Here is a 22,046-nt window from a genome sequence, read left to right as displayed (position 1 = left end):
GTTGCGCGGTCTTGAGCCTATATCGCCCTGCGTCGATTGCAAGTTGACAGCACTCTGCCGCTCGCGTTCCGACTGATGTGGATCAATCGTGAAGCGGCTTTCTGAAGTAGACGACACGCTCGGTTTCGACAAAGCCCAGGGCACGATGCAGGGCATGGCTGGCGGGGTTGTCCAGCGCCGCATCAGAGGCGAAATCCACACAACCGCGCGCCTGCCCCCAGGCCTGCACCGCGCGCACCAGAGCCCTTGCCGCTCCTTGCCGACGGGCGTCTTCGCGCACGTAGAGGCCTTCGAGAAACAGCACTGGCGAGCCTTCGCTGCCATTCACGTAATCGTTGCGCACCGAGGCTTCCGCCAACCCTAGCGCCCTGCCCTGTTCATCGCGGAGCAACCAGGCGCCCAAGCGTTGCGGCTGCGCGAGAATGTCGCGCGCCTCGTCGAAGAATTCCTCGGCGTGATCGCCTGGCCAGAGTTGCAGGCGCAGGTCGATCCAGTCGGCCAGATCGTTCTCGTCGCAGTGGCGCACGGACCTGTCCATCAGGCTTTCTCCGGCTCGAATCGCTCCGGGGCGAAACGGAAGCGGGCGTCGAGCTGGCTGTAGCCCATGCCGACGCCCTTGTGCACCTTGAGCTGCACCGGGATGCGCTCCTTCAGCGCCTCGACGTGGCTGATCACGCCGATGGTCTTGCCGCTGGCGTTGAGGCTGTCGAGGGCATCCAGCGCGACTTCCAGGGTTTCGCCATCGAGGGTGCCGAAGCCTTCGTCGAGGAACAGCGAATCGATGCTGGTCTTGTGGCTGACCAGGTCGGACAGCGCCAGCGCCAGCGCCAGGCTGACCAGGAAGCTCTCGCCGCCGGACAGCGTCTTGCAGTCGCGCGCGGTGTCGCCCTGCCAGGTATCCACCACTTCCAGTTCCAGCTCGCCGTCGCTGCGCCGCGCCAACTGGTAGCGGCCGTGCAGGCGCTGCAGCTGGCGGTTGGCGAGGTGCACCAGGTGATCGAGGGTCAGGCCCTGGGCGAAGCGCCGGTAGCGCGCGCCGTCGGAGGCGCCGATCAGGCTGTTGAGGCGCTGCCAGAGGTCGTGTGCCTCCTCCTGCCGGGCGATCTCAGCGAACAGGCTCTGCTGGCTGGCACGGCGGTTGTCGTCGCCCTGCAGCTGGGCGCGAATCTCGCCCTGGCGCTGGCCGAGTTCGCGCAACTGCGTGGCCAGTGCCTGCAACTGCTGGTCGAGTTCTTCCACCGGCAGTTCGCCGTGGGGCTCGGCCTGCAGGCGCTCGACGTCCTGCGTCGCGGCGGCGCACAGGGTGACGGCTTCGGTAATCGCCGTTTCCAGGCGCTGGCGCAGTTGGCCGAGTTCGTTGCGCTGGGCATCGTCCAGCAGCGCGGCAAGGTAGCTCGTCTCGTCAGCGAAGGGACTCGCCGCCAGCGCCTGCTGCCAGCTCGCCAGACGCTCCGCCAGGCGCGCCTGCTCCTGCTCCAGCCGCTCCCCCAGCGATTGCTCGCGGCCTTGCAGAGCGTCGGCATGACGCTGGGCGGCAGCCAGCTGCTCCTCGGCGTGCGCCAAGGCCTGCTGCGGCGCAGCGTGGCTTGCCAGCGGCTGGCGCGCCTCGAAGCCGGAGGTCTGCCAGCGTTGCTGCCATTGCGCGGCGAGCTGCTGTGCCGCTCGGGCCGACTGTTCGGCATCGCGCTGGGCCGTGGCCAATTCCTGACTACGCTGCTGATCCTGCTGCCACTGCTGCCACTCAGCCGTGCGCTCGGCCAGCCACTGCTCGCCGTCGTCCGGCAAGTCGTAACCCAGTTCGCCCACTGCGCTGGCCAGTGCCTGATCCTGCTGCTGCAGGTCCGCACGCTGGGTGGCGAGTTGCTGCGCGCGCTCTTCCTGGCGCTGGCGTTCGTGGGTCTGCTGCTGGTCGAAGAGGGCCAGTTGCTGGGCGGCCTCGGCGTGATCGCGCTCGGCCCGCTGGCGTTGCTGTTGCGCCTGCTGGAGCTGGACGCGCTGCTCATCCAGCACGTTCAGTTGCTGCTGCAGGGCGCTCAGCGACGCCTCATGGCGCTCGCGCTCGGCACCGAGCTGCTGGTCGTCCTTGAGCGCAATGTCCTGCGCTGCACACTGCTGCTGCCACGCCTGCTGGTGCTGCTCCAGCGCGGCCCGGGCCTCGTCGAGCTGACGCTGCCCCTGCTGCAGTTGCGCATCCAGCTCGGCCAGCTCGCCGCGCAGGGCGATGCCCTGGCTTTCCAGCTCGGCCAACTGCTGGCGCGCCTGCTCCAGCGCCTTCTGCGTAGAGGACACATCCAGCGCCTGGTAGGCCGCCACCGCCGGGTGCTCCGGCGAGCCGCACAACGGGCAGGCCTCGCCGGGCTGCAACTGCGCGCGCAGATGCTCCAGCTGGTGAATCCGCTGCTCCTGCTGCAGGAGTTTTTCCTTGTCGGCGACCTGCTGCTTGGTCACCTGATAGCGCTCGCGCAGCGCGACGATGGCCGTGTCGCGCTGGGCTTTTTTCTGGCGCAGCGCATCCAGCTCAGGCTGGCAGCGTGCGAGTTGCGCGGCGGCATGAGCACGGGCCTGGGCCAGTTGCTCCAGGCGGTCCAGCCCGCGGCTTCTCAGTTGCGCCTGTTGCAGCCGTTCACGCAGGTCTGTTTCGGTGGCGCCACCGAGCAAGGCATCGAGCTGCTGCTGATGCTGCTTCTCCTGCGTGCCGGCAGCGTCGAACTGCTGCTGCATGAAGGCGACGTTGCCCTGCAACGTCTCACGCTGCGCAGTCGCTGCCTGCAACGCCTGATCGGCCGACTGCGCCTGCCGCTGCAAGTCACCGATGGCCTGCGCCAGACGCGAACGCTGGGCGAATTGCGCGCGCCAGCCGCCGAGCAGCTCACCCAGTTTCGCGCGCTGCGGATGCTGGGCGAGACGCGCCTGCAGTTCCTGGCGCTGCTCGCTGACGGCCTTGTACTCAACCTCACGCGCAACCTGCGCCTGTTGCGCATATTGACTGGCGGCCCAGAGAGCCTGGGCGACCTCTTCGCGGCTGGTCGCCTGCTGTGTGCGGTTGTCCTCCAGCGCGGCGCGGCCCTGTTCGACGCTCTCGTGGCTGCTGTGCCAGGCCTGGTGCAACGGCTGCAAGCGGGCGGCAGGCTCGCTGTCCGCCAGGCGTTGCAGATCGGGTTGCGCCTGCTCCAGCGCCTGGCGTGCGCCGGCCTCTTTCACGCCGGCCTGTTCGACCTGCTGCTGCGCGCGGGTCAGGTCCTCGCGCCAGCGGCGCTGCGCCTGGAGGGCTGCATGCTGGGCCTGCATGGCGGTTTCCTGCACGGCGGCATCGCGGCCCTGCTGCTCCAGTTCGCCGCGCTGTTCGGCGCTGAGCAGTTCGAAGCCATCGGCGCGGGCACGCAACTGGTCCAGCGCGCCACGTACTTCACGGGTGCGTTCAAACACGCGTTGGGAAATCAGCCCGTAGATTTCCGTGCCGGTGAGCTCCTCCAGCAGCTCCGCGCGCTGGTTGGCGTTGGCTTCGAGGAAGGCCGCGAAACCACCCTGGGCCAGCAGCATGGACTTGGTGAAGCGCTCGAAGTCCAGGCCGGTGAGCGTCTCGGTCTGCTTGAGCTTGTCGTTGATCTTGTCGGTGAGGATCTGCCCCTCGCCGGTGGTGCGGTCGATGCGCACCAGTTCCACCTTCGGCGCCTGCAGCGCACCCTCGGCCTTGTCGCGGGCGCGGCGCTGGCTCCAGAAAGCCCGGTAGGGCTGGCCCTTCACCTCGAACTCCACCTCGGCGAGGCAGTCGGCGGTGTGCCGGGTCATCAGTTCGTTGCCGCTCTGCGACAGCACGCTCATGCGTGGCGTACGGTGGTACAGCGCCAGGCAGATGGCATCGAGCAGCGTGGTCTTGCCCGCCCCGGTCGGCCCGGTGATGGCGAACAGGCCGTTGCCGGCGAAGGGTTCGGCGCTGAAGTCGATCCTCCATTCGCCCTTCAGCGAGTTGAGGTTCTTCAGGCGCAGGCTGAGGATTCTCACGGGCGTTCCTCCGCAAGCTCAGCGACGACCTGGCGGTAGAGCCCGGTCAGGCGTTCGCGCAGCGGCGCCTCCAGGTCCTCGGCATCCAGGCGCTGGCGGAACACGTCCTCGGGGCTGAGTTCATCAAGGGTTTCCCTGGCTTCGCTGAACAGCGCGGCCTGCGCAGTGCCGCGCTCGCGGCGGGTACGCAGGACGAGCACCGGCAGCTCCTCGCAGAGCTTCTCCACGCGCAGCTGGATGTCGGTCAGGTAGTCATCGGTGTGCACCATGACTTCCAGCCAGACCGGCTGCTCCGCGCTACCTTCACAGGCAACGCGGGCCAGTTCGGCGGGCAGCTCGGCGAGGCTGCCGGACACCGACTTCAACGGCTGGAAGCGCGGCACCGGCAGCGCCGTGACGCTGCGCAGGCCGTTGTCATCCAGGTCCACCAGCAGCACTTCCTTGCCCTGGGTCGCCTCGTCGAAGCTCAGCGCGATGGGCGAGCCGCTGTAACGGATGTGCTCCAGGCCGCCGACCTTCTGCGGCCGGTGGATGTGGCCGAGGGCGATGTAGTCCGCCGCCGGGAAGGCGCTGGTGGGAAAGGCTTCCAGGGTGCCGACGTAGATTTCCCGCACCGATTCGCTGGCACTGGCGCCGACGGTGGTGAGGTGGCCGGTGGCGATGATCGGCAGGTGCCGGCCGAGCTTTTCACGCTCGACCTCGGCGCGCTCGAACAGCTCGCGATAATGCGTCTGGATTGCCTGCTGCAACGCCAGTTGCTTGTCCTGCGCACTCTGCCCAGCCTGGCTGGTGAGCACGTCGCGCGGGCGGATGAAAGGGATTGCGCAGAGGATCGCGCCGGGCTGGCCGTCGCGTTGCGGCAACACCAGCAACTGGCGGTCGAGATCGGTGCCGACGGCGGCGATCACCTGGGTATCCAGGCAGGCCAGCAGGTCGCGGGACTCCTCCAGCATCGCCACCGAATCATGGTTGCCGCCCAGCACCACCAGGCGCGCGCCGGTATCGCGCAATTCGACGATGAAGCGGTTGTACTGCTCGCGGGCGTAGCTGGGCGGCGCGCCGGTATCGAACACGTCGCCGGCGATGATCACCGCGTCCACCGCCTGCGCGCGCACCTGCTCGATCAGCCAGGCACAGAACGCCTGGTGCTCGGCCTCGCGGCTCTTGCCCATGAAATGCTGGCCCAGGTGCCAGTCGGAGGTGTGGAGAATACGCATGCCGTGAAGTCCGCAGCCGTGTTTCGAGGCTTGCGATGATAGCGGTTTGCGCCTCTCGGGGGCGGATTCGCCGGCCACCGCCGCGCAGGCTGGCTATCTTTTCAGGACAGCACGTCGTCACAAGGACTCCCCATGCAACGCCTTCTGAACATGCTCAAGGACCTCGCCATCCTGGTCCGCGCCAACCTCTGGCTGGTGCCGGTGCTGGCGGCGCTGGTCGCCGCGGTCTTCTATTTCGTCGCCCCGCCGCCGCCGATGAGCGCCACCCTGGCCACCGGCGCGCCGGGTGGCGGCTACGCGGTGTTCGGCCAGCGCTTGAAGGAGGAGCTGGCCAAGCAGGGGTTCGACCTGCAGCTGGTACGCACTTCCGGCTCGAAGGAGAACCTCGGCAAACTGCTGGACGGCCAGAGCGGCGTGGACCTGGCGCTGGTGCAGAGCGGCCAGGAGCTGCAGCTCGACGCCAAGCAGCGCGCCCACCTGCAAACCCTCGGCGCGATGTTCCAGGAGCCGCTGTGGCTGTTCCAGCGTCGCGAGGCGAAGATCGACCGCCTCGCCGACCTTCTCGCCCTGCGCGTGGCCATCGGCGGCGCCGGCAGCGGCACCGAGGCGGTGACCCAGGCGATCCTCAAAGCCAACGAGATTCCCACCGAGCCGCTGCCCGCCGGCTGGCAGGCGCGTGGCGGCAATGCTGTGGCCAATGAACTGCTGGCCGGAGAACTGGACGCCGCCTTCTTCGTCGGTCCGGCGGAAAACCCGCTGATCCAGAGGTTGGCCGCCAGTGGCGAACTCAAGCTCGCCGGTTTTCGCCGCGCCCATGCCTACGAGGCGCGCATTCCCTTCCTCAAGCGCGTGGAGGTCAGCGAGGGCCTGCTGAACCTGGCGCAGAACGTGCCCGACCAGGACCTCGCCACGCTTTCGCCGGTGGCTACCCTGGTGGTCAACGGTGCCTTCCACCCGGCGCTGACCCCGTTGATCCTCGAAGCAGCGCGGGAAGTGATGAAGAGCGGCACCCTGCTCGACCCGGCCGCCGCCTTCCCCGCCGCCGAGCCACGCACCCTGGCCCTGCAGGAAGACGCCGAGCGCTACTACAAGAGCGGCCCGCCGTTGCTGCAGCGCTTCCTGCCGTTCCGCATCGCCTCGCTGGCGGACCGCTACATCATCCTGCTGATTCCCTTCATCGCCATCCTCATCCCGCTGATGAAGTCCATCGGCCCGCTGTACCGCTGGCGCATCCGCGCGCGCATCTACCGCTGGTACCGCTACCTGCGCGAGATCGACCGGCGCCTGGACGAACGCACCGGCAGCGCCGAGCTGAGCAGCGAGATCGAACGCCTGGAACAGCTGGAGGCCGAGTTGGCCAAGGTCGAGGTGCCGCTGTCCTACTACAACGAGCTCTACGAGCTCCACCTGCACCTGAACTACGTGATCCGCCGCCTGCGCCAGCTGCGGCGCAATCGGCGCGAGCGCGACGAGGGGCTGGTGCCGGCAGATTGAGCCGGCACGAGTATCGGAAAGCGCTGCAGCCGACAGGCGAATGCAGCAACTGTAGTGGGTTGTAGTATCTTGTAGTGCAAGTCACTACACCTCCAAACCACTACACATGAGGTGCTCCATGCCCGTCATGTCTTTGCGCCTGTCGGACGACCAGTCCGAAACGCTCGCCAAGCTGGCCGAGGCCACCGGCCGCAGCAAGAACTTCCTCGCCGCCCAGGCGCTGGAGGAGTACCTGATGCGCGAGTCCTGGCAGATTGGCGAAATCCAGCAGGCCATCGCCGAGGCCGATGCCGGCGACTTCGCCAGCGACGCCGAGGTGAAGGCCATTCTCAACAAGTGGGCGCGCGATGCGGATTGAGTGGCTGCGCACCGCGCTGCGCAACCTCGACAGCGAAGCCAGCTACATCGCCCAGGACAACCCTGCCGCTGCGCGAACCTTCGTCAGCGCCGTGCTGGCGGATATCGAACTGCTGGCCGGCAACCCCGCCGCCGGCCGGGAAGGCCGGATTCCCGGCACTCGCGAATGGGTGATGAACAGCCATCCCTACCTGATTCCCTACCGCATCCGTAGTGGGCGCCTGCAGGTCCTGCGCATCTTTCACACCCGTCGCTTGCCACCGGTACGCTGGTAAGCGTCGCGCATCCTGCTGCCTTGTCGGGTAAACTCTGGCGTTTTCCCATCCGCCCGCCCCGCCGCCGCTTCGATGCGCGCTGCGCCGCCGGCACTGAACATCCGGGTCCGCCATGCCGATTCGTCACGCCATCGTCCACCTGATTGACAAGAAGCCCGACGGCAACCCCGCGACGCTGCACGCGCGCGACGCCGAGCTGGGCGACTCCCAGGCCATCGAGAACCTGATGGCCGATCTCAACGAAAGCTACAACGCCAAGCCGAACAAGGCCTGGGGCCTGTTCCAGGGCGAGTCTGGCGCCTACCCGTTCAGCGGCTGGCTGAGCGAGTACCTGGACAGCGGCAAGGATTTCGTCGCCTTCTCCAAGCAGGCGGTGGAGCACCTGAAGACGCTGATGGAGGAGTCCAACCTCTCCACCGGCGGCCACGTGCTGTTCTGCCATTACCAGCAGGGCATGACCGACTACCTGTCCATCGCCCTGCTGCACCACAGCGAAGGCGTGGCGGTGACCGACGCGCTGGAAGTGACCCCGTCGCGCCACCTGGACCTGGGCCAGCTGCACATGGCGGCGCGGATCAACATTTCCGAATGGCAGAACAACAAGACGTCCAAGCAGTACATCTCGTTCATCAAGGGCAAGGGCGGCAAGAAGGTCTCGGACTACTTCCGCGACTTCATCGGCTGCACCGAGGGCGTCGACGGCCCGAGCGAGACGCGCACCCTGCTCAAGGCCTTCAGCGACTTCGTGGAAAGCGAAGACCTGCCCGAAGAGCAGGCCCGCGAGAAGACCGACGTACTGGTGGACTACGCCACCAGCCAGGCCAAGATCGGCGAGCCGATGGCCCTGGACGCACTCTCCGAGCTGATGGACGACCAGGCGCCGCGCGCCTTCTACGACTACATCCGCAACAAGGACTACGGCCTGTCGCCGGAAATCCCGGCGGACAAGCGCACCCTCAACCAGTTTCGCCGCTTCACCGGCCGTGCCGAGGGGCTGTCGATCAGCTTCGAGGCGCACCTGCTGGGCAGCAAGGTGGAGTACGACGAGGCGCGCGACATGCTGATCATCCGCGGCCTGCCGACCCAGCTGCAGGACCAGTTGAAGCGCCGCAAGGACTGAGGTCCGCGCTGACGAAAAAAGCCCATCCTGAGATGGGCTTTTTTGTGCCTGCGGCTCTGGCGCTGGGCAGTTCGCGAGCAAGCTCGCTCCTACGAAAAGCGCACCACGCTGGCCGGCTGCCTGTAGGAGCGAGCTTGCTCGCGAACCTGCACGGCAGAGAGCTCGACAGGTCAATTGATTACTTCGTACGCCCCACGCACCCGGAAATACCGGAGCAGCCCCGTAGGAGCGGATTCATCCGCGATGTCCTCCAGCCGCCGCGTGCCTATCGCGGACAGAGTCCGCTCCTACGAAACCCACTGGCGCCGGCTGAGTCAGCAGGCCCAGTCGATCTTCATGTCGCGGAAGTCCAGCTGGGCGTTGCCACTGCCGAAGTTGTAGCCGCCCAGGTATTCCTCGAAGCCGATGTAGAAGGCGCTGATGTCCGGCATGCCCTGCACCGGGCGCATGGTGCCGCCGATGTGGTTGGGCTGGTGGCCCTGGCTCCAGGGGTGTTCGCGGTAGTTGTCGCGGTGGATGTCGTTGTTCTCCCAGTAATAGAACTGCTGGTAATCCGTCTCGCCGTATTCGTCGGGCTTGATCCCGGCGTTGGGGTCGCTGGCGCGCGGAGTCCAGCGCAGCAGGTAGCGCACGTCCAGGCCCGGCTGGGGGATGCCGCCGAACAGCCGGTGGAGGAAGTCGCCTTCGCGCACGTGTTCGCTGAAGGTGCTGGCGGAGCCGCCCTTGAGCCACAGCGGCGCGTCGGTCTGCGCCAGCAGGGCATTGCCTTCGGGCAGTCGCGGCGGCTGGCAGGGCGCGCCGTTGAATTCGCCCTCGGTGAGCAGGATCACCGCGTACGCACCGCCAAGGATGTCCTCCATCCGGTGCAGGCGCGGGTGACTGGCGCGGCCTGCCTGCCAGAACGGCAGCAACTGCGGGTCGGCCGGTGGCTGCTGGCCGGGCGAGACGATCTGCTCGGCGATGCCATCCACCGAGCTCGGACCGCCGTCGTTCTGGTCCGGCGCCAGCGAGAAGAAGCTCAGCGCGACGATCTCCGGGCCGTGCACCCGATAGTCCTCGGGCAGGCGCAGGGTCAAGCCGTGCATCAGCGGGTAACCGGTGTCCGGGTCCAGCGGCCATTGCTCGGGCGCGATGCCCGGCGGCAGGCCGAAGCACCAGCCCTGGAGTTCCTCTCCAGCGGCGGGCGTGGAATGTTTCAGCAGTTCGATGTCGTAGGCCTGCATGCGCGGCGTCCTCTGTCGGGCAACGAGAGTTGCACCTTAGACGCCCGCGGCAGACGCCTCAAGCGACCAGCGCACAGTCCGCCGTGGAGCAGCGGACGGCGCTGGCAGACCGATCAGATCGCGCGGATGCCGAAGCCCACGCGCGGGAAGTGCACATGGACGGTGCCGGCGCGTGGGTCCTCGCGGCGCAGCACCAGGCTTTCCAGCCCGGCATGCACCAGTTCGCCCTCCACCGGATCGCAGCCGTAGTCGGTGGCGGCGATCACCACGCGCTGGCCCGCCTTGAAGCCGTTGGGGTCAACGAAATCCTCCTGTGGCAGCGGCGCTGGCTGGCTGTCGCGGGCCACGGCGATGGCGTCCTCGGCGCTCATCTCGCTGGGCGAGCCGTGGCCGAAGCCCAGCACCCGGCCCAGCCAGGCGCTGACCGCCGGGTAGGCATCCACCAGCGGCGCGGTCACCGGCGTGGCCTTGACGAACCACAGGCAGTGGGCCAGGGAGAAATCGGCAATGGAAGGCTCACCGAAGAGGAAGTCGCCCTCCTCGCGGGACAGCTGCTCCTCGATGCGCGCCATGAATACCGGCCACTGGTGCTTGGCCTGCTCGGCCGACAGCTTGCTGGCGGTGCCGCCGCTGAACAGCTGGCTGCGGTCGGCGACGAAGGCCTTGAGGAATTCCGGCGGCAGCTTGCCGAAGCGCATGGCGATGGATTCGGGCTGGAACACCAGGCTGACGGCATGCTGGAAGATCACCGAGTCGACCCACAGGGCGAAGCTGGACGAGGTGAACTCGTGGCCTTCGGGGAACAGCGCCGGTACGGCTTTTTCCTGTTCCAGACGGCGGGCGATCAGCGCGGTGTCGCAGTAGATGTCAGCGCCGACCTGCAGCACCGGGGTCTTGCGGTAGCCGCCGGTGAGCGGCATCAGGTCCGGCTTGGGCATCAGCGGCGGGATGTGCACCGAACGCCACGACAGCTGCTTGAAGCCCAGCAGCAGACGCGCCTTCTCGGCGAAGGGCGAAGTCGGATAGTGGTGCAGGATCAGCTCGGACATGGTGGGCTCCAGCGGCCGGAAGGTGGTCCGGCAGCTTAACCCGTACGTAGGATGAGTCCTACCTCATCCCTCGGATGGGACGACATCCACGGCGCTGATGGTGAAGGGGCCGGCCAGCACCAGGCGCTCCTTGGCCCGCTTGGTCAGCGCCTTGATCGCGCGCTCGCGGCGCAGGGCATCGCCCTTGCCCGGGCAGGCCTCGACATAGACCAGCGCCTGGGCGGGACTGGAGTGGAAGAAGCGCGCGCCCTTGCCGGTGCGGTGGGTTTCGAAGCGGCGCTGGGCGTCATCGCTGATGCCGCAGTAGAGCGCGCCGTTCTCGGCGCGCACCAGGTAGACGAACCAGGGTTTGGGCTCGGCGACGGTCACGACGCCCAGACCCGCGCCTGCATGCGGTCACAGTAGGCGACCAGGCGCTCGTAGCTGCGCGCCATGTCGTTGAGCGGGGTTTCCAGGGTGCTGAGGATCAGGTTGGCCAGCACGCCGTAGGTGGCGGCGTCTGCGCTGCACGGCTTGGCGCCACCGAAGTACGGCAGGTCGCCGAGCATGCCGTCCAGGGCTTCGAGGTCGTCACGGGCGAAGCCCAGCAGCTCCTCGCGGCTGTGGCGCAGCAGGCCGCGGCCCTTGAGGTCGCCGCGGATCTTGCGCTGCAGCATCGCGCCCACCACCGGCCGCAGCGGTGCGGGCACGCCACGGAACATCACCTCCTTCACCTGACGGAAGCCCTGCTCGTCGAGCCAGCGGAAGTACACCAGCAGCGGCACCAGGTGCTCGTCGCACAGGCGGGTGATCGACACCGCCCAGCCACGGCCGCGGGCGTCGAGGCCGGCGTCGAGGTCGAATTCGTAGTACTGCTGCAGGGTACGCATGATGATCGCCGTGTCGGCGATGGGTTTGCCATCCAGCGTAATGAACGGCAGCTTGCCCTTGGGCCCCTTGCGCGGGTCCATCACGTGCTTGACCTGATACTCCAGCCCGGCGAGGCGGAGGAAGGTTTCAAGCTTCAGGCAGAAGGGGCTGACGTTGGGTACGTTGAAGGCGGGCGGGAACTGGAAAAGTGTGATCATGGCGGCGTCCGGCTCTCAGTCGCCTGTCATTTAAGCCTATCCGGCCGCCACGGGCGAGCCTTGCGGCCCGCTTCAGGCTTTTGCCGGCGGGCGCGAACGGTACAGCGCCAGCCCTTTGGCGGCCTGTTTGCGGATCGCCGCCTGCACCGGAGAAGCCCAGCCCAGTAGGGCTCCCTTGGCGCCGAGGGCCTGCCGCGACCACTGCCAGAGGTCGAAAGTGTCGACGTGTCGGCAGATCTGCCCGTCGCGGAATTCGAAGCGGGCCTGGATGCGGTTGACCACCCGGCGGCCGGTCTGGCTGAAGGTGTAGGACGCCACCCAGCGTGCGGAACCGCGCGTGTCATCGGCTTCCACGCCTTCGTAGCTGAGGGAGAAATCCTCGGCGCGGGCAGTGAGCATCCGCCACATGTCGCCGGCCTCGGCACCGCGCAGGTCGGTGAATACCGGATCGCTGAAGTGCACGTCGGCGCTGTAGCAGGCGGCCATGGCGGCGCCATCGCGGCGCTGGAAGGCCTGGTAGAAGCGTTCGATCAACTGGGCATTGGGGTGGGCCATGGCGGGTTCGCTCGAGTAAGGTCTGGATACAGTTTGCGCTGCAGCGCCACTGGACACCATTGGCAATATCGACAACATTGTGATCGATAGCGCCAACCCCCATCGCCCGAGCCAAGCGAGACGCCATGTTCAGGATAGCCCTGTTCGTCTGCCCGCAAACCCTGTGTTCCAGCCTCGGCCTGGCCATGGACAGCTTCCAGCTGGCCAACCGCCTGGCCGGCGAACGCCGCTTCGAGGTGCTGCGGGTCAGCGCCGACGGCGCGCCGGTGGAGCTGCCCTTCGGCCGTGTGGCGGTGGAAGGCGGCCTGGACCTCGCCGCTCGCTGCGACCTGCTGCTGATCCCGGCGACCGGCGCAGACTTCGCCAGCACCTTCGCCAGCAACCAGCCGCTGCTCGCCTGGATGCGCCAGGCGCCGTCCAGCGTGCAGCTGGGCAGCCTGTGCAGCAGCGCCTTCCTGCTGGCCGAGGCCGGCGTGCTCGACGGCCGCCGCGCCACCACCCACTGGGCGCTCGAAAGCGCCTTCCGCGAACGTTATCCCCAGGTACGGCTGGACATCGACGCGCTGTGCACCGATGACGCCGGGCGTCTGTGCTCCGGTGGCGCCCAGGCCGGGCTGGACCTGTGCCTGTACCTGATCGAGCGCCACGCCGGCGCGGCACTGGCGCGGCGCGCGGCGGCAACCCTGGTGTTCGAGCATGGACGCGGGCGCCAGCGACGCTTCACCCCGCTGTTGCCCGACCCGCTGCCGCCCGGCTCGGCCCTGGAGCCGCTGCTGGCCTGGCTGGAGGACAACTACGCCCAGCCCTTCGACCTCGCCAGCCTGGCGCTGCGCGTGCACTGTTCCACCCGCACGCTGTTGCGGCGCTTCCGCGAGCAGGTGGGGATGTCACCAAACGACTATGTGCAGCGCCTGCGCATCGCCTCGGCGCAACAGGCTCTGGGTGATCCGGCACGCTCGCTGGAACGCATCGCCAGCGATGTCGGCTATGCCGACCGGGCGAGCTTTGCGCGGCTGTTCAAGCAGGTTTGCGGGGAGACGCCGGGGGCTTTCCGGCAGAGGCTGATGGGGCGGCAGGCATAAGAAGCCTGGAAGGATGCGGAACCGTAGGATGGGTCGGGCGGCGTTCCGCGAGCTTGCGACACCCATGCTGTTCGTTGCACGGGTTATCGATGGGTATCGCTTCGCTCCACACCATCCTACATAGGAGAACATCGCGAATCCGGGTCGGTCAGTGGAACCACTCCATCGCCGTGCGCCACACGCAGACGCCGACGAAGTAGGCCGAGGCGGCGAACCACAGGCCCAGCAGCCAGGACTGGTCGACCGGATGCTGGAGGATCAGCAGCGCGCTGCTGAGCATCCAGACGAAGGTCACGGCGATGTTCAGCGGCATGAACTGGCGCACGCGGAACGGGTGCAGGAACTTCATGCGGGTGAGGGTCAGCGCGGCCAGCACCAGTACGGTGACGAAGCTCACCCAGGGGTGCAGGTCGAGCACGAAGAAGTACACGGCGACCACGTTCCACGCCGCGGGGAAGCCGACGAAGTAGTTGTCCTTGCTCTTCATGTTGACGTTGCAGAAGCAGAACAGCGAAGACACCAGGATCAACCCCACCGCCAGCAGCTCGGTGTGCATCGGCAGCGGCACGTAGCGGTAGATGAAGATCGCCGGGATGAACACGTAGGTGAGGTAGTCGATCACCAGGTCGAGGGTGGAGCCATCGAAGTGCGGCAGCACCGCCTTGACGTCGAACTTGCGCGCCAGGGTGCCGTCCAGGCCGTCCACCAGCAGCGCCGCGCCCAGCCACAGCAGGCAGGCCTGGGGCTTGTTGTCGACCAGCGCGAGCAGCGCCAGCAGGGCGAGGATGACACCGCTTGAGGTCACCGCGTGGGCGCCCCAGGCCTTGGCTTTGCTGAGGTTCAATGGCGATAGGATCAGGTTCACGTCGGCTCTCTTCCTTTGGACGGCGGATGCAGGGGAGCTACTTCAAACGGTAGCCCATCCCTGACAAACCACTGCACATGGGAACACCGATCCGACGGCCGAGTTCAGCCGGTTTTTCGAGAGTCGCACCTTGTTGCGGTGGAAGCGCCAGCATACGCCGTTGCGGCGGTGGCCTGCCATCGGGGGAGACGAGCGTGACAGGCCATGCCTGCAAGAGCGAGCCTGCTCGCGAACCGCCCGACACCGAGGTGGCCGGGAAGTCTGTTCGCGAGCAAGCTCGCTCCGACGAAAAGCCTGCTGTCAGTGCAGGATCTGACTGAGGAACAGCTTGGTCCGATCCGACTGCGGATTGTCGAAGAACTGGTCCGGCGGCGCCTGTTCGACGATCTCGCCCTTGTCCATGAAGATCACCCGGTTCGCCACGGTGCGGGCGAAGCCCATCTCGTGGGTCACGCAGAGCATGGTCATGCCGCTCTGCGCCAGGCCGATCATGGTGTCGAGCACTTCCTTGACCATTTCCGGGTCGAGCGCCGAGGTGGGTTCGTCGAACAGCATGATCTTCGGCTTCATGCACAGCGCGCGAGCGATCGCCACGCGCTGCTGCTGGCCGCCGGAGAGCTGGCCGGGGAACTTGTGCGCCTGCTCGGGGATGCGTACGCGCTCCAGGTAATGCATGGCGACTTCCTCGGCCTGGCGCTTGGGCAGCTTGCGCACCCACATCGGCGCCAGGATGCAGTTCTGCAGCACGGTCAGGTGCGGGAACAGGTTGAAGTGCTGGAACACCATGCCGACCTCGCTGCGGATCGCCTCGATCTGCTTGAGGTCGTTGGTCAGCTCGGTGCCGTCGACCACGATGCTGCCCTGCTGGTGTTCCTCCAGGCGGTTGATGCAGCGGATGGTGGTGGACTTGCCCGAACCGGACGGCCCGCAGAGCACGATACGCTCGCCCTGCTTGACCTCCAGGTTGATGTCCTTGAGCACGTGGAACTGGCCGTACCACTTGTTCACGCCCTTCATGGTGATCATCACGTGATCGCCGATGGCCGGCTGCGCGGTCTTGTTGGTGGCTTCAGACATGACGATTCACTCCTAACGCTTGTGGCCGGTGTCCAGCTTGTGCTCCAGGTGCATGGAGTAGCGGGACATGCCGAAACAGAAAATCCAGTAGACGACCGCGGCGAACACATAGCCTTCGGTGGCCATGCCCAGCCAGGCCGGGTCCGCGGTGGCGCGCTTGATGCTGTTGAGGAAGTCGAACAGGCCGATGATGATCACCAGGCTCGTGTCCTTGAACAGCGCGATGAAGGTGTTGACGATGCCGGGGATCACCAGCTTCAGCGCCTGCGGCAGGATCACCAGGCCCATGGTCCGCCAGTAGCCCAGGCCCATGGCGGCCGCGGCTTCGTACTGGCCCTTGGGGATGGCCTGCATGCCGCCACGCACTACCTCAGCGATGTAGGCGGCCTCGAACAGCACCACCATCACCATGGCCCGCAGCAGCTTGTCCAGGTTCATGCCTTCGGGCAGGAACAGCGGCAGCATCACCGAGGACATGAACAGCACGGTGATCAGCGGCACGCCGCGCCAGAATTCGATGGTGGTGACGCAGATGACCTTGATCGCCGGCATCTTCGAACGTCGCCCCAGCGCCAGCAGGATGCCCAGCGGCATCGCCCCGCAGATGCCGACCGCAGCGATCACCACGGTGAGCATCAGCCCGCCCCAGGCACTGGTGGGCACGGTTTCCAGGCCGAGGAAGCCGCCGTGCAGCAGCCAGTAGGCCACGATCGGCAGTGCCACGAGGAAACACAGGCCGTACTTCACCTTGTACGCGAAGCGCTTGAGGAACAGCGGCGCCGCGCCGAACACCACGAACAGCACGGTGAGGTCCACGCGCCAGCGCAGCTCCTCGGGGTAGAAGCCGTACATGAACTGGCCAAAGCGCGAGCCGATGAACACCCAGCAGGCGCCCTCGCGGGAACAGTCGGCGCGGGTGCTGCCGGTCCAGTCGGCCTTGATGATCGCCCACTCCAGCAGCGGCGGCAGGATCAGGTAGACCAGGTAGATACCGACCAGGGTCAGCAGGGTGTTGAACCAGCTGGAGAACAGGTTGGCGCGCAGCCAGCCCAGGAAGCCCACGCTCATCGCCGGTGGCGGCAGGTCGGGCTTGAAGGTATGCGTTGTCATGGAAGGCTCCCTACCGCTCGACCAGCGCGATGCGCTTGTTGTACCAGTTCATCAGCAGCGAAATGCTGATGCTGATGGCCAGGTACACGCTCATGGTGATGGCCATGGTCTCGATGGCCTGGCCGGTCTGGTTGAGCACCGTGCCGGCGAACAGCGAGACCATGTCCGGATAGCCGATGGCGGCCGCCAGCGAGGAGTTCTTCGCCAGGTTCAGGTACTGGCTGGTGAGCGGCGGAATGATCACCCGCAGCGCCTGCGGAATGATCACCAGGCGCAGGGTCTGCCCGGGGCGCAGACCGAGGGAGCCGGCGGCTTCGGTCTGACCGTGGCTGACCGCCTGGATGCCGGCGCGCACCGTCTCGCCGATGAAGGCGGCGGTATAGACCGACAGCGCCAGCACGATGGACACCAGTTCCGGGATCACCACCCAGCCGCCACGGAAGTTGAAGCCCTGCAGCACCGGCACATCCCAGTGGAACGGTGCGCCGGCCACCAGCGACACCAGGCCCGGTATCAGGATCAGCAGCGCCAGGCCGCTGAGGAATACCGGGAAGGCCTTGCCGGTCGCATGCCGGCGGGCCTTGGCCCACTTCCACACCACCGCCCAGCCGACCAGGGCCAGGATCACCGCGACGATGAACGGGCCGAGGCCGTCGGCGGCGATCGGCGCGGGCATCTGCAGGCCGCGGTTGTTGACGAAGAACAGGTCGCCGAAGCTGATGCTCTGCCGCGGGCCCGGCAGCGGGCCGAGCACGGCGAAGTACCAGAAGAAGATCTGCAGCAGCGGCGGGATGTTGCGAAAGGTCTCGATGTACAGGGTCGCCAGCTTGCGGATCAGCCAGTTGGGCGACAGCCGCGCCACACCGAGGATGAAACCCAGGACGGTGGCGAAGAAGATGCCCACCACCGTGACCAGCAGCGTGTTCAGCAGGCCGACCAGGAACACCCGTCCGTAGGTGTCGCTTTCGCTGTAGTCGATCAGGTGCTGGGAGATGCCGAAGCCGGCGCTGTGGTCGAGGAAGCCGAAACCGGACTGGATGCCGCGGTGGGCGAGGTTGGTCTGGGTGTTGTCGAAGAGGAACCAGCCGATCGCCAGGACAGCGATGACGGCGATGATCTGGAATGCCCAGCCACGCACGACGGGATCGTTGAACGATGCCCCCCGCGGGCGCCGGGCCTTGATGGAATTCTGCATGTAAGCCCTCTCGGAAGGCCGCCGGGCGACCACGGGGCTACGCCCGAGATCGCCCGGAAGGCTTCACGTCGATCGAAACGGACCGGCGCCCACACTCCGGGCGCCGGCCTGGGTAAGGTCAGCGCACCGGCGGTGCGTACTGCAGACCACCCTTGTTCCACTGGGCATTGAGGCCACGCTTGATCTTCAGCTCGCTGCCGTCGCCGACGTTGCGGTCGAAGATCTCGCCATAGTTACCCACTTGCTTGACGATCTGCACCGCCCAGTCCTTGGGCAGCTTGAGGTCCTTGCCGTAGTCGCCCTCGGCGCCGAGCAGACGCGCGACGTCCGGGTTCTTGGTGCTCTTGGCCTGTTCCTCGACGTTCTTCGAGTCGATGCCCAGCTCCTCGGCGTTGAGCATCGCGAACAGCGTCCAGCGGGCGATGTCGAACCACTCCTCGTCACCCTGGCGCACGGCCGGGCCAAGGGGCTCCTTGGAGATCACTTCGGGCAGCACCACGTAGTCGTCCGGTGCGGCCAGCTTGATGCGCTGGGCGTACAGCTGCGACTGGTCGGAGGTCAGCACGTCGCAACGGCCGGATTCCAGCGACTTGGCGCTCTCGTCGGAGGTGTCGTAGGTGATGGGGGTGTACTTGAGGTTGTTGGAGCGGAAGTAGTCGGACAGATTGAGCTCGGTGGTGGTGCCGGCCTGGATGCACACGGTGGCGCCGTCCAGGGCCTTGGCGCTGGAAACGCCGAGCTTCTTGTTCACCAGGAAGCCCTGGCCGTCGTAGTAGGTCACGCCGACGAAGTTCAGGCCCATGGCGCTGTCGCGGGAACTGGTCCAGGTGGTGTTGCGCGAGAGGATGTCGATCTCGCCGGACTGCAGCGCGGTGAAACGCTCCTTGGCGGTCAGCGGGCTGTACTTGACCTTGCTCGCGTCGCCGAACACGGCCGCCGCCACGGCGCGGCAGACATCCACGTCGATGCCCTTGTACTGGCCATTGGCGTCCGCGTAGGAGAAGCCCGGAAGACCGTCACTGATACCGCACTGCACATAGCCTTTCTTCTTCACAGCATCCAGGGTAGCGCCCGCGTGAGCGAGGCCGCTGATGCCGAACACGGTAGCGGCGGTCAGCACTGCCAGGGTGGATTTCACCATCTTCATCGATCTTCTCCGTTGCTTTTTTAGTGTTTTGGAGTCCCGGTTCCACCGCCGTACCCTCGTGAGGCACCAGCAAGACATCTAACGGGATGGAGACCTGAAAGTGAGTCTAGACGGCTCCGAAAATCCTATCGGAAACCGCGAACACACCTTCGAGCGCGCGGGGTTTGCGCACTGGAACGGGTATCAAGGGATCATTGCGTGTGAAGGCGAAGGCCCGTCGCGCCGACTGTTGACCGCAGCCGGCGCGACGGGCCCTGAAGCAGCCCAAGGCCTGGGTGGCGCCACTTCCGGTACAGCTTTCCGGATGGGGTCGGTAGAGTGTTACCGGAAGTGGGGCCGCACGACCTGCCGGGAGAGATAGCAAGGCGCGTACCAGCCCACGAGGCTTCGTACAATTTCGTGCAGTCAAGTCCCACAAGTTATGGCCATGCGACATCTTCTTGCATGACCCACCCAGCCGATTCCACCCGCAGCGCCCCTTCCTAGAGCGCCTGCCCCATCCTGGAGCAAGCATGACCCAGCCCCTGATCCTCGAACCCTCCCAACCGGCCGACTCCTGCGTCATTTGGTTGCACGGCCTGGGCGCCGACCGTTACGACTTCGAGCCGGTAGCACAGATGCTGCAGCGCAGCTTCACCCGCACGCGCTTCATCCTTCCCCAGGCGCCGACCCGCCCGGTCACCGTGTTCAACGGCATGCCGGCGCCCAGCTGGTACGACATCCTCGCCATGGCCCCGGCCCGCGCCATCGACGAAGCCCAGCTGGAAGCCTCGGCCGACACGGTGATCGCCCTGATCCAGGGGCAGATCGATGCGGGCATCGCGCCCCAGCGCATCATCCTCGCCGGCTTCTCCCAGGGCGGCGCCGTGGTGCTGCACACCGGCTACCTGCGCTGGGACGGCGAACTGGGCGGGGTCATGGCGCTGTCCACCTATGGCCCGACATTCAGCGAAGGCATAAGCCTGCCGGCTACAAAAAGACAACTGTCCGCCCTCTGCCTGCATGGCACTTTCGATGACGTGGTGGCGCCGGCCATGGGCCGCGCCGCGTACGACTTCCTGCAGGCCAACGAGGTGCCCGCCCAGTGGCGCACCTACCCGATGAGCCACGAAGTGAGCAACGAGGAACTCGGCGATATCGGCGCCTGGCTGCGGGAGCGCCTGTGATCCCCTGACCCTGCGGAGAACAACAACAAGCATGAACGCCCCGATCAGCAGCCTGCGTGACGTCGAAGCCCTGGAAGCGGTGCCCCTGGCGGACCGCAACCTGCCGCCCAACACCTATGAACTGCTGCGCCGCTCGGCCGAGCAGTTCGGCCCGTCCACCGCCCTCAGCTGCCTGCTGCAGGGCTCGGCAGACGAGGAGCCGGTGCGGGTCAGCTACGCGGAGCTGTTCGCCCGCGTCACCCAGGCGGCCAATGCCTTCCACCGCCTGGGCGTAAGACCGGGCACTGCGGTGTCGTTCCTGCTGCCCAACCTGCCGCAGACCCACTACGTGATCTGGGGCGGCGAAGCGGCGGGGATCGTCAACGCGATCAACCCGCTGCTCGACCCCGAGCACATCGCCGAGCTGATCCGCGCCGCCGACTCGCGGGTGCTGGTGACCCTGGCGCCCTTCCCCGGCACCGAGCTGTGGGACAAGGTCGCCGGCCTGCGCGAGCACCTGCCGGAGCTCAATGCCGTCGTCACCGTCGACATCGCCAACCTGCTGCCCGAAGCGCAGCGTTCGGCGATCAAGGCCGCCCGCGGCGCGCTGCCCGAGGGCGTTCTGGACTTCGACGAACTGCTCGCCCAGTGCCCGGCCGACCACCTGGAAAGCGGCCGGGTGATCGGCCCGGACGAAGTCGCCTCCTACTTCCACACCGGCGGCACCACCGGCACGCCCAAGCTCGCGCCGCACAGCCACTTCAACGAAGTGGCGATGGCCGAGATCATGGGCCTGAACTCCGATTACGACGGCCACGACGTGCTGCTCTGCGGCCTGCCGCTGTTCCACGTCAACGGCGTGATGGTCAGCGGCCTCGCGCCCTTCATGCGTGGCGGCGAAGTGCTGCTCGCCGGCCCCCAGGGCTACCGCAACCCGACACTGATCCAGGATTTCTGGAAGCTGGTGGAACGCTACAAGGTCACCAGCTTCAGCGGTGTGCCGACCATCTATGCCGCCCTGCTACAGGTGCCCAGCGAGGGCCGCGACCTCTCCAGCCTGCGCTTCGCCCTGTGCGGCGCAGCGCCCATGCCGGTGGAGCTGATCCGCCAGTTCGAGGCCAAGACCGGCCTCAAGGTCATCGAAGGCTACGGCATGACCGAAGGCACCTGCGGCACCAGTTGCAACCCGCGCGGCGGCGAGCGCCGGCCCGGCTCCATCGGCCTGCGTCTGCCCTACTGCGAGCTGAAGTCGGTGATCCTCGGCGGCGACGGCCAGTACCTGCGCGACGCCGCCGTGGACGAGATCGGCAACATCTGCCTGCGCGGTCCAACCATTTTCAAAGGCTACCTGCAGGCCAGCAAGAACCAGGACATCTGGGTCGACGGCGACTGGTTCAACACCGGCGACCTGGGCCGCATCGATGCCGACGGCTACATCTGGCTCACCGGCCGCAGCAAGGACCTGATCATCCGTGGCGGGCACAACATCGACCCGCAGATGATCGAGGAAGCCCTGCACCGCCACCCCGCCGTGGCCATGGCCGCCGCCGTCGGCAAGCCGTGCCTGAAGGCCGGCGAGCTGCCGGTGGTGTACATCCAGCTCAAGCCCGGCGCGCAAGCCAGCGAGACCGAGCTGCTGGAGCATGCCGCCCGGCATGTGCCCGAGCGCGCGGCGGTGCCCAAGGACGTCTGGCTGCTGGACGCCATTCCGGTCACCGCGGTGGGCAAGACCTTCAAGCCGGCGCTGCGCCTGGACGCCATCCGTCGCGTGCTGGAAGAAGAGACCCGGCACCTGTCGCCGGCGCCGCGCATCGAGGTGCTCGCCGATGACCGCCATGGGCAGAAAGCCCGCCTGTTCGTCGGCGCCCTCGCCCCAGACTTGCGCGCTGCACTGGCCGACCGCCTGGGCGGTTACGCCGTGCACATGGAGCTGCTGGAAAGCTGATGAAACACCCGGCCGACCGCCGGTCGGCCGGGGCTGAGCTCGAATTGCCAGTAGTCAAATCTGACTAATACTGATGGCTCAATGTGCGAAGAGGACTACAGGGAGAGTCAGTCGTGCACAT

20 protein-coding genes are annotated in these 22,046 nt (G+C 66.8%); 7 read left to right on the top strand and 13 right to left on the bottom strand.

Going from position 1 to position 22,046, the window contains the following annotated elements:
- Window positions 1-82: 82 nt before the first annotated feature.
- From aac(6') to sbcD, 3 genes are read right to left on the bottom strand one after another with little or no spacing between them, the layout of a single operon-like run.
- Entirely contained in the window at window positions 83-538 is a 456-nt protein-coding gene (aac(6'), locus tag HNP46_RS17215; RefSeq protein WP_184591130.1) for an aminoglycoside 6'-N-acetyltransferase, read from the bottom strand.
- Window positions 538-4,002: an AAA family ATPase gene (locus tag HNP46_RS17210; protein ID WP_184591128.1), complete on the bottom strand. Its 3,465-nt coding sequence runs from the start codon at window positions 4,000-4,002 to the stop codon at window positions 538-540. The genes aac(6') and HNP46_RS17210 overlap by 1 nt, the downstream gene beginning before the upstream one ends.
- Window positions 3,999-5,219 carry an exonuclease subunit SbcD gene (sbcD, locus tag HNP46_RS17205; protein ID WP_184591125.1) on the bottom strand — a complete coding sequence of 407 codons (1,221 nt, stop codon included), beginning with the start codon at window positions 5,217-5,219 and terminating at the stop codon, window positions 3,999-4,001. The genes HNP46_RS17210 and sbcD overlap by 4 nt, the downstream gene beginning before the upstream one ends.
- 132 nt (window positions 5,220-5,351) lie before the next feature.
- Between sbcD and HNP46_RS17200 the strand changes: the two genes are divergently transcribed.
- From HNP46_RS17200 to yejK, 4 genes are all read left to right on the top strand, one after another.
- Complete coding sequence (locus tag HNP46_RS17200; protein ID WP_184591122.1) at window positions 5,352-6,713, top strand: TAXI family TRAP transporter solute-binding subunit; 1,362 nt, start codon at window positions 5,352-5,354, stop codon at window positions 6,711-6,713.
- Between the two features lie 118 nt (window positions 6,714-6,831).
- Window positions 6,832-7,071, top strand: coding sequence for a CopG family ribbon-helix-helix protein (locus HNP46_RS17195; RefSeq protein WP_184591113.1), 240 nt, complete (start codon window positions 6,832-6,834; stop codon window positions 7,069-7,071).
- Complete coding sequence (locus HNP46_RS17190) at window positions 7,061-7,345, top strand: type II toxin-antitoxin system RelE/ParE family toxin (RefSeq protein WP_184591111.1); 285 nt, start codon at window positions 7,061-7,063, stop codon at window positions 7,343-7,345. Before HNP46_RS17195 ends, HNP46_RS17190 begins: the two co-directional genes overlap by 11 nt.
- Window positions 7,346-7,457: 112 nt before the next feature.
- Complete coding sequence (gene yejK / locus HNP46_RS17185) at window positions 7,458-8,465, top strand: nucleoid-associated protein YejK (protein ID WP_184591109.1); 1,008 nt, start codon at window positions 7,458-7,460, stop codon at window positions 8,463-8,465.
- 314 nt (window positions 8,466-8,779) lie between these two features.
- Here yejK and HNP46_RS17180 read toward each other — a convergent pair whose 3' ends face one another.
- From HNP46_RS17180 to HNP46_RS17160, 5 genes are all read right to left on the bottom strand, one after another.
- Window positions 8,780-9,688 (bottom strand): hypothetical protein, encoded by a 909-nt coding sequence (locus HNP46_RS17180; protein WP_184591107.1) that lies wholly within the window; start codon window positions 9,686-9,688, stop codon window positions 8,780-8,782.
- A gap of 113 nt (window positions 9,689-9,801) precedes the next feature.
- The gene (locus HNP46_RS17175) at window positions 9,802-10,737 is read right to left on the bottom strand and encodes a glutathione S-transferase family protein (protein ID WP_184591105.1); all 936 of its coding nucleotides are present in this window, start codon (window positions 10,735-10,737) and stop codon (window positions 9,802-9,804) included.
- A 63-nt stretch (window positions 10,738-10,800) separates the two neighbouring features.
- Window positions 10,801-11,106, bottom strand: a complete 306-nt coding sequence (locus tag HNP46_RS17170; protein ID WP_184591103.1) for a GIY-YIG nuclease family protein — start codon at window positions 11,104-11,106, stop codon at window positions 10,801-10,803.
- On the bottom strand, window positions 11,103-11,804 hold the full coding sequence (locus HNP46_RS17165; RefSeq protein ID WP_184591101.1) for a glutathione S-transferase C-terminal domain-containing protein: 702 nt from the start codon (window positions 11,802-11,804) through the stop codon (window positions 11,103-11,105). The genes HNP46_RS17170 and HNP46_RS17165 overlap by 4 nt, the downstream gene beginning before the upstream one ends.
- 72 nt (window positions 11,805-11,876) lie before the next feature.
- The gene (locus tag HNP46_RS17160) at window positions 11,877-12,359 is read right to left on the bottom strand and encodes a nuclear transport factor 2 family protein (RefSeq protein WP_184591099.1); all 483 of its coding nucleotides are present in this window, start codon (window positions 12,357-12,359) and stop codon (window positions 11,877-11,879) included.
- A 125-nt stretch (window positions 12,360-12,484) separates the two neighbouring features.
- Here HNP46_RS17160 and HNP46_RS17155 point away from each other — a divergent pair, with 125 nt between their 5' ends.
- On the top strand, window positions 12,485-13,441 hold the full coding sequence (locus HNP46_RS17155; protein WP_184591097.1) for a GlxA family transcriptional regulator: 957 nt from the start codon (window positions 12,485-12,487) through the stop codon (window positions 13,439-13,441).
- A gap of 148 nt (window positions 13,442-13,589) precedes the next feature.
- Here the strand turns inward: HNP46_RS17155 and pcsA are convergent, their stop codons facing one another.
- The 5 genes from pcsA to HNP46_RS17130 form a co-directional block, all read right to left on the bottom strand.
- Entirely contained in the window at window positions 13,590-14,306 is a 717-nt protein-coding gene (gene pcsA / locus HNP46_RS17150) for a phosphatidylcholine synthase (RefSeq protein ID WP_184591094.1), read from the bottom strand.
- Between the two features lie 300 nt (window positions 14,307-14,606).
- Window positions 14,607-15,383, bottom strand: coding sequence for an amino acid ABC transporter ATP-binding protein (locus HNP46_RS17145; RefSeq protein ID WP_184591092.1), 777 nt, complete (start codon window positions 15,381-15,383; stop codon window positions 14,607-14,609).
- A 12-nt stretch (window positions 15,384-15,395) separates the two neighbouring features.
- The gene (locus HNP46_RS17140) at window positions 15,396-16,493 is read right to left on the bottom strand and encodes an amino acid ABC transporter permease (RefSeq protein WP_184591090.1); all 1,098 of its coding nucleotides are present in this window, start codon (window positions 16,491-16,493) and stop codon (window positions 15,396-15,398) included.
- Between the two features lie 10 nt (window positions 16,494-16,503).
- The gene (locus HNP46_RS17135; RefSeq protein WP_184591088.1) at window positions 16,504-17,688 is read right to left on the bottom strand and encodes an amino acid ABC transporter permease; all 1,185 of its coding nucleotides are present in this window, start codon (window positions 17,686-17,688) and stop codon (window positions 16,504-16,506) included.
- 118 nt (window positions 17,689-17,806) lie between these two features.
- A complete protein-coding gene (locus HNP46_RS17130; protein WP_184591086.1) occupies window positions 17,807-18,835 on the bottom strand; it encodes an amino acid ABC transporter substrate-binding protein in 1,029 nt (342 codons plus the stop codon).
- Between the two features lie 512 nt (window positions 18,836-19,347).
- Here HNP46_RS17130 and HNP46_RS17125 point away from each other — a divergent pair.
- Together HNP46_RS17125 and HNP46_RS17120 are read left to right on the top strand one after the other, a co-directional pair.
- On the top strand, window positions 19,348-20,001 hold the full coding sequence (locus HNP46_RS17125; protein ID WP_184591083.1) for an alpha/beta hydrolase: 654 nt from the start codon (window positions 19,348-19,350) through the stop codon (window positions 19,999-20,001).
- 31 nt (window positions 20,002-20,032) lie between these two features.
- Window positions 20,033-21,925 (top strand): acyl-CoA synthetase, encoded by a 1,893-nt coding sequence (locus tag HNP46_RS17120; protein ID WP_184591081.1) that lies wholly within the window; start codon window positions 20,033-20,035, stop codon window positions 21,923-21,925.
- The last annotated feature ends 121 nt before the right edge of the window (window positions 21,926-22,046 follow it).

It is taken from the genome of Pseudomonas nitroreducens (genome assembly GCF_014204515.1).
Lineage (GTDB): Bacteria > Pseudomonadota > Gammaproteobacteria > Pseudomonadales > Pseudomonadaceae > Pseudomonas > Pseudomonas nitritireducens_A.
This window is presented reverse-complemented; position numbering and strand designations above follow the sequence as displayed.

Bases quoted from the DNA above. Each gene is read 5' to 3' on its own strand.
- HNP46_RS17130 (WP_184591086.1), bottom strand. From the start codon at position 18,835: ATGAAGATGGTGAAATCCACCCTGGCAGTGCTGACCGCCGCTACCGTG.
- HNP46_RS17120 (WP_184591081.1), top strand. From the start codon at position 20,033: ATGAACGCCCCGATCAGCAGCCTGCGTGACGTCGAAGCCCTGGAAGCG.
- HNP46_RS17180 (WP_184591107.1), bottom strand. From the start codon at position 9,688: ATGCAGGCCTACGACATCGAACTGCTGAAACATTCCACGCCCGCCGCT.
- HNP46_RS17190 (WP_184591111.1), top strand. From the start codon at position 7,061: ATGCGGATTGAGTGGCTGCGCACCGCGCTGCGCAACCTCGACAGCGAA.
- HNP46_RS17195 (WP_184591113.1), top strand. From the start codon at position 6,832: ATGCCCGTCATGTCTTTGCGCCTGTCGGACGACCAGTCCGAAACGCTC.
- HNP46_RS17140 (WP_184591090.1), bottom strand. From the start codon at position 16,493: ATGACAACGCATACCTTCAAGCCCGACCTGCCGCCACCGGCGATGAGC.
- HNP46_RS17125 (WP_184591083.1), top strand. From the start codon at position 19,348: ATGACCCAGCCCCTGATCCTCGAACCCTCCCAACCGGCCGACTCCTGC.
- HNP46_RS17175 (WP_184591105.1), bottom strand. From the start codon at position 10,737: ATGTCCGAGCTGATCCTGCACCACTATCCGACTTCGCCCTTCGCCGAG.
- HNP46_RS17135 (WP_184591088.1), bottom strand. From the start codon at position 17,688: ATGCAGAATTCCATCAAGGCCCGGCGCCCGCGGGGGGCATCGTTCAAC.
- sbcD (WP_184591125.1), bottom strand. From the start codon at position 5,219: ATGCGTATTCTCCACACCTCCGACTGGCACCTGGGCCAGCATTTCATG.
- HNP46_RS17155 (WP_184591097.1), top strand. From the start codon at position 12,485: ATGTTCAGGATAGCCCTGTTCGTCTGCCCGCAAACCCTGTGTTCCAGC.
- HNP46_RS17165 (WP_184591101.1), bottom strand. From the start codon at position 11,804: ATGATCACACTTTTCCAGTTCCCGCCCGCCTTCAACGTACCCAACGTC.
- HNP46_RS17160 (WP_184591099.1), bottom strand. From the start codon at position 12,359: ATGGCCCACCCCAATGCCCAGTTGATCGAACGCTTCTACCAGGCCTTC.
- yejK (WP_184591109.1), top strand. From the start codon at position 7,458: ATGCCGATTCGTCACGCCATCGTCCACCTGATTGACAAGAAGCCCGAC.
- HNP46_RS17145 (WP_184591092.1), bottom strand. From the start codon at position 15,383: ATGTCTGAAGCCACCAACAAGACCGCGCAGCCGGCCATCGGCGATCAC.
- HNP46_RS17200 (WP_184591122.1), top strand. From the start codon at position 5,352: ATGCAACGCCTTCTGAACATGCTCAAGGACCTCGCCATCCTGGTCCGC.